Source organism: Aeromonas salmonicida subsp. salmonicida, from assembly GCF_001643305.1.
In the GTDB taxonomy this organism is placed as follows: Bacteria; Pseudomonadota; Gammaproteobacteria; order Enterobacterales; family Aeromonadaceae; genus Aeromonas; species Aeromonas salmonicida.
The window spans coordinates 58,126-67,733 of the sequence record NZ_LSGW01000001.1; the positions used below are offsets into that span (position 1 = coordinate 58,126).

A 9,608-nucleotide genomic window follows, 5' to 3' on the forward strand; every position below is an offset into this window, starting at 1 on the left:
GATGCGTGGAAAAGCTTATCTATACCGCTATGTCGGGGGCGCAACACACCCTGATGGCCCAGCAGATTCGGGCGAATAACCTGGCTAACGTCAATACCGCCGGTTTTCGGGCCGATTTTGAGCGTGTCTCAGCCTATGCACTGACCGGTGATGGCTACCCAAGCCGGGTCATGGCGCGTGAAGAGATGGCCGGCACGGATTTTAAGGCGGGTGCCCTGATGCAAACGGGTCGCAAACTGGATGTGGCGGTGCGTGGTGAAGGTTTTATCACAGTGCAAACGGCCGATGGCAAAGAAGCCTATACCCGGGCAGGTAACCTGGAAGTGGATGCTGAAGGGCTGTTGACTCTCAATAGCCGCCCTGTGCTGGGAGATGGTGGGGAAATGGTACTGCCTGCCTATCGTGACTTGAGCTTCGGCAAGGATGGCTCCCTGAGTATCACGCCACCGGGTGGTGGTGCCCGATTGGATGTGGGTCGCCTCAAGCTGGTCAACCCGGATCCGGTTGAACTGGTAAAAGGTCCAGATGGACTCTTCCGCTTGCGCCAAGGGGGGGATGCCGAGACCAGTGAGCAGGTGGTACTGGCCTCAGGTTTTCTTGAGGGAGCGAATGTCAATGCGGTCGATGAGTTGATCAGCAGTATGTCATTGACACGCAATTTCGAGCTTCAGGTCAAGTTGATGAAAACCGCAGATGATCAGGCCCGGCAGGGGGCCAGACTTATTTCCGGTCAGGGCTAGCAAAGAGATGCGTGGCGAGCTTGCAGCTTGGTAGCGCACCAACGAATCAGGTGGAGAAGCAAAAATGCATGCAGCACTTTGGGTGAGTAAAACGGGTCTGTCGGCACAAGATGCCAAGATGGCCAGCATTTCCAACAACTTGGCCAACGTGAATACGGTTGGCTTCAAGCGCGATCGCGTGGCCTTTGAAGACTTGTTCTATCAGGTACAACGCCAGCCGGGCGCTCAGCAGGATCAGCAAAACCTGTCACCCATTGGCATTCAGATGGGTAATGGTGTGCGAGTGGTCGGCACACAGAAAGTGTTTACCCCAGGGCAGTTTCAGAATACGAATCAGGAATTGGATATGGCGGTTGTCGGTGCCGGTTTCTTTGGTGTCGAACGTCCTGATGGAGAAACGGCCTATACCCGTAATGGTCAGTGGCATCGCAATGCCGAAGGTTTGCTGGTGAATTCGGATGGGCTGCCTATGTTGCCGCAGATCCAGATCCCCGACAATGCGACCAAGGTTTCCATCGGTACTGATGGGACCGTGAGTGCGACGCTGCCAGGCCAGCAAGAAAATGTGGAGCTGGGGCGTATTACCTTGACCAATTTCACGAATCCCGCTGGGTTGGAAGCTCTGGGGGGCAACCTTTACCGTGCGACTGGTGCATCAGGTGAAGCCATTGAAGGGGTGCCAGGTGAAGAGGCGATGGGCGCCATCAAGCAGTTCACGCTGGAAAGTTCCAACGTCAACGTGGTGGAGGAGATGGTCGACATGATTACCACTCAGCGTGCCTATGAGATGAATGCCAAGGTGGTATCCGCCGCAGATCAGATGCTCAAGTTCGTCACCCAGGCGCTGTGATGATGAAGGCGATGTGGCGTTATCTTTGGGTGGTATTACTGCTGGGTGGCTGTGCCACTTATGAACTCAAGGCTCCTGAGCCAGGGGACGAAAAGTGGGCTCCTTCCCGGCCCAAGTTATCTGTCTCGGCTCGGGGAGAGGACGGTAGCCTCTATCGTGGCGACTACATGATGACTCTGTTTCAGGATCGTCGTGCCTATCGTATCGGCGATATTCTGACCGTGGTACTGGAAGAACGTACCCAGTCGAGCAAGAAAGCCAACACCAGCATGAGCAAGAACAGCAGCATGAACGTACCAGCACCCTCTATCGGTGGAAAAGTGCGTTCCGACTGGGGCGCCAGCCTGAGTGCCGATCGTGACTTTGATGGTGGCGCTACCTCCAGCCAGCAAAATACGTTAGCCGGTTCCATTACGGTAACGGTTGCCGAAGTGATGCCAAACGGGGTGCTGGGGATCCGGGGGGAGAAGTGGATCCGGCTTAATCAAGGAGACGAATATATCCGTCTGGGTGGCATGGTGAGAGTGGAAGATATCGATCAGAGCAACCGTATTTCCTCTCAGCGAATTGCCGATGCCCGCATTACCTATGCGGGGCGTGGTGCCCTTGCCGACAGTAACCAGATGGGGTGGCTGGGGCGTTTCTTCAGTTCCGCATTCGCACCTTTTTGAGGGTTTACATGAACAAATGGTTTATCACCTTGCTCTGCCTGAGTCTGCCCTGGTGGGCTAATGCCGCGCCCCCTGCCAAGCGGGCCTTGCTGGATATTGCCGATGTGCAGGGAATGCGAACCAACCAGTTGGTGGGTTATGGCCTAGTTGTCGGCCTGTCGGGTACGGGAGATCGCAGCCAGGTCAAATTTACCGGCCAATCCATGGCCAACATGCTCAAGCAGTTTGGTGTACAGTTGCCCGATGATCTCGACCCCAAGCTCAAGAACGTCGCTGCCGTATCGGTACAGGCGACGCTGCCGGCCTTGGCAGGCAAGGGGCAGTTGGTGGATGTCACTGTGACCTCAATCGGGGATGCCAAGAGCCTGCGTGGTGGTTCACTGTTGTTGACGCCATTACGTGGTATCGATGGGGACGTGTACGCCGTTGCCCAAGGAAATTTGGTGGTCGCCGGGGTCAAGGCTGAAGGGCAATCCGGTTCTTCTGTGACCATCAATGTGCCGACGGCAGGCATCATTCCCAATGGCGCCATCATTGAGCGCGAGGCCGTCAGTAACTTTGCGGATAAACCCGAGGTGACGCTCAACCTGCACCAGCCCAATTTTAAAACGGCCCGCAATGTTGAGCGAGAAATCAACCGCCAGCTGGGTCCAGTTGCCAGAGCTGTAAGTGCGGGGCGGATCCAGGTCACGGCTCCCAAGGATGAGAGTCAGCGGATCTCTTTCATGGCGTTGCTGCAAGACATTCAAGTTGATATGGGCAAGGAGCGGCCCAGAGTTGTGTTCAACAGCCGGACCGGGACCGTGGTGATGGGGCAAGGGGTCAAGGTACACAAGGCTGCGGTTAGCCATGGCAGTTTGACCGTGACCATAGGCGAGAGCCAGAATGTCAGTCAACCCAATGCCTTCTCCAATGGGCAAACGACGACGACACCCAATTCAAAGGTCCAGGTGGATCGCGAACGAAACAACATGTTTGTCTGGCCGGATGGCACTTCGCTCGAGGTGATCGTCAAGGCAGTCAATTCACTCGGGGCAACTCCCGATGATGTCATGGCCATTTTACAAGCTCTCGATGAGGCCGGTGCCCTCGAGGGAGAACTGGTAGTCATCTAAGGATCGCTATGACCAGAATAACGTCAGAGCCTGGTTTTTATCAGGATCTCAATGAATTGCAGCAGATAAAGAGCAATCCGGATCAACGTGCGGCGCTGGATGCCGCTGCGGGCCAATTTGAAGTGAGCTTTTTACAGACTGTGCTCAAGCATATGCGTTCAGCCTCCGACGCCATGCAGGATGAAGACGACAAGATTATTAAAGGAGAAGATCTATATCGCGACATGTATGACAGTCAACTGGCGATGAGTCTGGTCAAGCGTGGCGGTATGGGGCTGAAAGAGCAGATGGTCAGCCAATTGGTGCCGACATTAAAGAATGCCGAGCCTGTGGTCGCTTTAGAATCACAGACCCTGGCTGCCTTCAGTCAGCCTCTGAATTCGGCAAAAATGAGGAAAGTTGACTGATGTCGATGCTCAATATCGGTTTGAGCGGACTTAACGCGGCCCAGATCGCGTTAAATGTCACCGCCCAGAATATCGCTAACGTCAATACCATAGGCTATAGCCGCCAGGAAGCCATGATGGGCAGTCTGTCCGGCTTTGGTCGATTGGACAACGGCATGGGGGTAGAGGTAACCGGTGTTCGCAGGATCACGGATGACTACTTGGTTTCACAGCATTGGCGCAGTCGCTCTTCCACTGGCGCCTCTTATTCATTTCATCAGTACATCAATACCACCGAGCAGTTGTTGGGTAGCGAGTCGATGAATATTGCCAAGGGACTGGACAGTTTCTTTGCCTCCTTGAGTGCCGCACTCGACAGCCCGGAGACGCCAGCGCAGCGCAGCCAGATCGTCAGCTCTGCCGGTGCCCTGGCCAACCGTTTTGGCCAGTTGAACGAGAGCATGTTGACGCAAGAGAAGCAGATCGACGATCAACTGAACAGCACTGTCTCTCAGGTCAACAGCTACCTGAAACAAGTGGCCGAGCTGAATACCCAGATTAGCGAGCAGGCTTCCAAGGGGGTCAACACCTCGGTACTGGAAGACAGTCGCGAACAGATCGTGCGTGAGTTGTCGACCTTCATGGAAGTTAGGGTCAACCGACAAAGTGATGGTTCATTCTCGTTAAGTTTGCCTCAGGGACAACCACTGGTATTGGCTGGTAGTAGCAGTACTCTCTCTTTGGCTGGTGATTCGCTCAGCCTCAGCTTTGGACCTCAGTCCTTTGATGTACCCAAGCTGCATGGTGGCAGTCTGGCCGGGGTGATCGAATACAGGACGACAGTCTTGCGCCCGCTCCGTGACGAGCTTAATCAGATAGCAAAGAAACTGGCAGATGATTTTAATGCCAAGCAGAGCGGAGGGGTCGATCTGCATGGTAACCCGGGGAAATCTCTTTTCACGTACGATCCACTCAATCCGTCTGGAACCCTGAAGATTGCAGATGGTTTCACTGGCGATGATCTGGCTTTTGCCAAGGCGGGCGGTGGTAGTGGTGACAACCGCAACTTGCAAGAGCTGCTGACCATCAAAGATAGCCAATATGATGCCTACAGTGCCTTGCTTGGCCGGATGGCGGTACAAAGTGGCCAAGCCAAGGCCACCATGGAGGCGGATGCCAATATGGAGAAACAGCTGGCCACCAAACTGAGTAGTGTCAGTGGGGTCAACACTGATGAGGAAGGGGTCAAGATCATGGCTTATACCAAGGCCTATCAGGCCAATGCCAAAGTGATCAGTACTTCCGATCAGCTCTTCAATTCCATCCTGAACATGTTCTGACGGAGTGACCATGCGCATTAGCACCAACCAGATCCAACTCAGCATGCTCGACAATCTGCAACATGGTTTCGGTGAATATGCTCGGCTTGATCGCCAGATATCGGCTAACAAACGTATCCTGCAACCCTCGGATGATCCCGTGGGGAGCGTACGCCTGCTTGGGTTGAAGAAAGAGCAGGTTGCCATGGAGCAATATCAGAAAAATATTGCCAACGCCAAGAGCCAGCTCTCTCAGGGGGAGCAGCAGCTGGAAACCATGACCAACATGCTGATGCGGTTGCGTGAGCTGACCCAAACCGCGGCCACTGGTTCACTCTCCGAAGATGATCGCCGAGCGGTAGCCAGTGAAACAGCTGTTCTCAAGGATGGTTTGCTGGATCTGGCCAATGCCCGCAACGAGAGTGGTTCGAGCCTTTTTGCCGGCAGTCAGGTGAACCAGATTGCGATCGTTAAAACGCCCTCTGGTGATTATCAGTATCAGGGTGATGCGTTGACCCGAGAAGTCAGCATCGCCAAAGGTGTTACCGTGGGGCTCAATCAGACGGCAGACCAGCTTTTCATCCAGAACGGAGACTTCTTCAAGCAGCTGGACGCCATGGTGGAAGCCATGGAAAGCGGTGCTCCCGATGCAGCGGATCAAGCTCGGAACATGCTGGATAGAAGCAAGACATTACAGGACGATATCAGCCAGATGGTGAGTTCTATTGGTGCTCGTATTAATTTGCTTGATCAAGTGGATGAAGGGCATGCCGAGAAGGGCGTCTATAGCAAGGAAGTGAGTAATCAGATAGAGTCCCTCGATTATGCCAGTGCCGTCACCCAGCAGGCTCATGTGCTGATGGCTTTGCAAGTGCAACAACAGGCATTTGCCAAGGTCAACGGCTTGAGCTTGTTCAACTACATGCCATAAATTCAGGTTCAGGGAGCCATGATGCAGATCCAACAAACCCGTTTGGGCGGAGTGGCCGAAACCCCTGCCCAGCCCCGACTGCGCGGGCGCGTGACTGCTCAAACTGCGTCCCAGCCAGCCAGCAAAACGGAACGTCACCCCAATATTGTCCGGCTGGATCGCTGGGCTCTGATTGGTACGGCTCAGCAGCGAATTGCCCATGCCCAGGGAGGGGAGCAAGCCTTGAGCCAGGTGTGGGGGGAGCTGAAACGTCTGGAGCAGCAACTCGGCCAAAATCGTGCTGCGAGTGGCGATCTGGTATCGCGCTTAAAATTGTTAGAAGAGAAGTTGACCCAACCTAAGGCTCCCTTGACCTCAGAGCTGAGACCGCGCTTGCTGGCTTCTGCTATGGATAGCCGTGTTCATTACAGTTCCGATCGGCTCGATTTTCTTACCCCCAAAGCAAGTGCCGAACGTCTTGTTTTCTCTTTTCCGCAAACCAGTAGCGCAGCTGAAGTTATATTGCCTGCCGGAGCCAATGAGGCTGAAGTAGTCTCGAGGCTGGATCGGGCTCTGCGCAAAGAAAATATCCAGGTACGGTTAAACGAACTCGGCAAGCTTGAGTTGAGTGTGCCTGATCAATACAGACGTAAACTGGACGAACCCGTGTTGCTGAGTGGAGAAGGCATCCGGATCCCGGCTGGTAATCCGGTACCGGTTCAATTCAAGCTCAAACCAGGGCAACTGACTCAACTGGGTGAGGGTATCGACAAGGGTGAACTCAAGCAGGAGCAACAGCGCCTGAAGCGGCTGCTTGGCGAGATTGAACAGTCCGTGCGTGAGCTCAAACAGTTTCGCCAGAAAATGGTCAAACAGCTCGATCGAGTGAAGGCGCGTAGCCAGAACCTTAAACAGGAAGAGCTTGAGCAGTTGCAAGGCAAGCTCAGCTTGCAGCTCAAGGAAGGTGGTTTTATGGGGACTATGTCAGGCCTGCTGGCTCAGGCAAATGTGTCTCGCCAGAATGTGGTCAGCCTTGCTGACCTGATTGGTTACCTCTCTTTTTCCTCTCCGCTTCAATTGGCATCAAACATCATGATTGACTATTTCCCTCAGCATGCCGAAGTCATAGCACGACGTTGGCCTGCAGTTCTGGCCTGTCTGCAAGATCAGGATATCAACCGTGTGCCTGCCGAGCTGGTTGAAGGTCTCAGTTCCACCTTGACCATCAATGGTATTCAGTTGACTAGCCGACATGACCGGGTACGAGAGGCAGAAAATATTGCGGCTATGTCCCCGGCAAAGGCGATAGAACTGACTTTGTATGGCTCTGGGTTGGGTGATGTGCCACGAGTTTTGCTGAAGCGTAAGCGGTTGCGGCGACTAAATATCAAGATTATGAACTCCGCTATCTTTGCTCTGGTTTTGCATCTGACGGAGCAACTGGATTGGCTTTCAGACCCCAGGGTCGAGCTATTGTTGCCAGAAGAGAACGAGCTGGTCATGTCACCTTTTCTCTTCTTGAGCTCAGAATTGGAATTGGCGGATGAGTCCGCTGCCAAGATCCGGGATCGGGTCTTGATCCAGAGCAGACGCGAAGTCCTGAATAGGGAGTTCGAAGATGAGTGGGTCTTCAAGCGGTTTGATGAAAACTTGGCCCTGCTTCGGCAAGATCAGGATGTTGCCGCTCTGTTCGGGACGATGAAAGGTAGAGAAGCTTATGTGCTAGCAACCGGACCAACATTAGCAAGCCATTTTGAACGCTTAAAACAGGTTCGCGAGCAGGCTGATCGCCCCATGTTTATCTGTGTTGATACGGCCTTGCGACCACTGCTAGAGCAAGAGATCAGGCCTGATATCGTTGTTACCGTGGATCGAAATATCCACAGTGGCATCCTGCATCCTGACTGGTCCCATGATATCAAGCTTGTTTACATGCCCATGGTTGACAATGGGGTCTTGGCCAGTTGGCAGGGACCACGTTATGGCGCCTATGAGGCGCTCGATACCTATGTCAGACTAAGCCGCAAGCTGCGGCGGGCTAGCCTCTTTACCGGTGGTAGTGTAATACATCCGGCAACGGATCTGGCCGTTAGGATGGGGGCTGGGCAAGTGACACTCTTTGGTGCTGACTTCTCCTATCCAGGCGAAAAAAGCCACACTGGCTGGGATGACGGCGTGCTGGGTGGACATGCTCGTTATGGCCGACGGACTGTTCCAAACGGTCACGGCAAACCGGTCAGAACGCTGCTGAGCTTCTGTATCTATCTGAACTATATGGAGCTCTATGTCAAGATCCATCCAGAAGTCGTGTTCAGAAACAGCAGTCGTGAAGGCGCTCGCATCCTGGGAACCAGCTATCACGAGGAGTTTGCCGGATGATTGATGTGGCTAGTTTCAAAACGGGGGCCGAGAATCTGGCCATCATGTTGCGAGAAGGAAGGGACGAGAGCGCTTGTTTTGAATGTGGCCGTTTGTTGCAATTATTGACGCCGCTGATGATCCACCTTCCAGCCGAGCTGCAAGTCTGTTTGGTCACATTGGCCAAGCAGTTGCTCCAATGCCAAGAACGGCACGACTGGGTGGGACTCTGTGATTACCTGGAATATGAGTTGCCTCACTTGCTTGATGAGATCGAGCTGGCACTTGTCTGAGAGTATCCATCGTTTTTGCGGGGGCTTATGGCCCCCGCAGCTGTCTTAATATCCCCATTCCCGCTTTTTTGAGCAGATCACTTAATAAATTGTCGTCTCCGGCTCAATTTTCTCCATGCCCTGGTCGTCCTTCTATTTTGTCTATCTAACAAGCTGCAGTGCAGCGTCTAAATTGAGGAAATAACCATGGGCTTGTCCATTCATACCAACTTTGCTTCCATGACCACCCAGAACCAGCTGAACTCTACCAACAAGATGCTGGGTACCGCCATGCAGCGTCTGGGTACCGGTCTGCGCATCAACTCCGCTGCCGACGATGCTGCCGGTCTGCAAATCGCTACCCGTCTGCAGGCTCAGTCCAACGGTCAAAAGGTTGGTATGCGCAACGCTCAGGACGCAATCTCCATGATCCAGACCGCTGAAGGCGCCATGGACGAGATGACCAACATCACCCAGCGCATGAAGGATCTGGCTACCCAAGCGGCCAATGGTACCAACAGCACCAAGGATCTTGATGCCATGGACGCCGAGTTCAAGGAATTGGGTAAAGAGCTGGGTAACATCCGCGACAACACCACTTTCGGCGGCACTTCTCTGCTGAAAACCGGTGGTAAATTCCAAGCTACCGGTGGCGTGACTTTCCAAATTGGTGCCAGCGTTAATGAGAAACTTGTTTTCGATGCATCCACCAAAGTAACCAGCGTCAATACCGCTATCAGTACTGCCTCTACTGCCGCCCTGACCACTGGTGCGGCTGCCCAGATCACTGCCATGGACAGCATGCTGGAGAAGATCGGTGAAGCTCGTTCTGCCTTCGGTGCCAACATCAACCGTCTGGAGCATACCGTCAACAACCTTTCCAATATGAAAGAGAACACCGATATGGCGAATGGTTGAATCGCCCCTGGTGTTCTAGACACTATGTGGCTGAGAAATAAACTGCATTTCAAACTCTACCGGCGACAG

Annotated in this window: 9 protein-coding genes and 1 pseudogene; all 10 read left to right on the forward strand. The window is 53.7% G+C overall.

What is annotated here, in order from left to right; all coding sequences use genetic code 11:
- The first annotated feature begins 5 nt into the window (after nt 1–5).
- Nucleotides 6–740: a lateral flagellar basal-body rod protein LfgF gene (lfgF, locus tag AXW79_RS00350; protein WP_005314261.1), complete on the forward strand. Its 735-nt coding sequence runs from the start codon at nt 6–8 to the stop codon at nt 738–740.
- Between the two features lie 64 nt (nt 741–804).
- Nucleotides 805–1,590, forward strand: a complete 786-nt coding sequence (gene lfgG, locus AXW79_RS00355) for a lateral flagellar basal-body rod protein LfgG (protein WP_005314259.1) — start codon at nt 805–807, stop codon at nt 1,588–1,590.
- Nucleotides 1,590–2,261, forward strand: coding sequence for a flagellar basal body L-ring protein FlgH (flgH, locus tag AXW79_RS00360; protein WP_005314257.1), 672 nt, complete (start codon nt 1,590–1,592; stop codon nt 2,259–2,261). Before lfgG ends, flgH begins: the two co-directional genes overlap by 1 nt.
- Nucleotides 2,262–2,269: 8 nt before the next feature.
- Entirely contained in the window at nt 2,270–3,376 is a 1,107-nt protein-coding gene (fgIL, locus tag AXW79_RS00365; protein WP_005314254.1) for a lateral flagellar basal body P-ring FlgIL, read from the forward strand.
- An 8-nt stretch (nt 3,377–3,384) separates the two neighbouring features.
- On the forward strand, nt 3,385–3,783 hold the full coding sequence (locus AXW79_RS00370; protein ID WP_005314251.1) for a rod-binding protein: 399 nt from the start codon (nt 3,385–3,387) through the stop codon (nt 3,781–3,783).
- Nucleotides 3,783–5,102: a lateral flagellar hook-associated protein LfgK gene (gene lfgK, locus AXW79_RS00375; protein ID WP_005314250.1), complete on the forward strand. Its 1,320-nt coding sequence runs from the start codon at nt 3,783–3,785 to the stop codon at nt 5,100–5,102. Before AXW79_RS00370 ends, lfgK begins: the two co-directional genes overlap by 1 nt.
- A 10-nt stretch (nt 5,103–5,112) precedes the next feature.
- Nucleotides 5,113–6,012, forward strand: coding sequence for a lateral flagellar hook-associated protein LfgL (gene lfgL / locus AXW79_RS00380; protein ID WP_005314249.1), 900 nt, complete (start codon nt 5,113–5,115; stop codon nt 6,010–6,012).
- A gap of 21 nt (nt 6,013–6,033) precedes the next feature.
- Nucleotides 6,034–8,370 carry a motility associated factor glycosyltransferase family protein gene (locus AXW79_RS00385; protein ID WP_232727557.1) on the forward strand — a complete coding sequence of 779 codons (2,337 nt, stop codon included), beginning with the start codon at nt 6,034–6,036 and terminating at the stop codon, nt 8,368–8,370.
- Complete coding sequence (locus AXW79_RS00390) at nt 8,367–8,642, forward strand: hypothetical protein (RefSeq protein WP_005314246.1); 276 nt, start codon at nt 8,367–8,369, stop codon at nt 8,640–8,642. The genes AXW79_RS00385 and AXW79_RS00390 overlap by 4 nt, the downstream gene beginning before the upstream one ends.
- A gap of 186 nt (nt 8,643–8,828) precedes the next feature.
- Nucleotides 8,829–9,536: pseudogene (gene lafA / locus AXW79_RS00395) on the forward strand (lateral flagellin LafA); the annotation flags it as partial.
- Nucleotides 9,537–9,608: the final 72 nt, after the last annotated feature.

Coding starts and splice junctions, on each gene's coding strand:
- lfgK (WP_005314250.1), top strand. CDS start 3,783: ATGTCGATGCTCAATATCGGTTTGAGCGGACTTAACGCGGCCCAGATC.
- fgIL (WP_005314254.1), top strand. CDS start 2,270: ATGAACAAATGGTTTATCACCTTGCTCTGCCTGAGTCTGCCCTGGTGG.
- AXW79_RS00385 (WP_232727557.1), top strand. CDS start 6,034: ATGCAGATCCAACAAACCCGTTTGGGCGGAGTGGCCGAAACCCCTGCC.
- AXW79_RS00390 (WP_005314246.1), top strand. CDS start 8,367: ATGATTGATGTGGCTAGTTTCAAAACGGGGGCCGAGAATCTGGCCATC.
- lfgG (WP_005314259.1), top strand. CDS start 805: ATGCATGCAGCACTTTGGGTGAGTAAAACGGGTCTGTCGGCACAAGAT.
- flgH (WP_005314257.1), top strand. CDS start 1,590: ATGATGAAGGCGATGTGGCGTTATCTTTGGGTGGTATTACTGCTGGGT.
- lfgL (WP_005314249.1), top strand. CDS start 5,113: ATGCGCATTAGCACCAACCAGATCCAACTCAGCATGCTCGACAATCTG.
- AXW79_RS00370 (WP_005314251.1), top strand. CDS start 3,385: ATGACCAGAATAACGTCAGAGCCTGGTTTTTATCAGGATCTCAATGAA.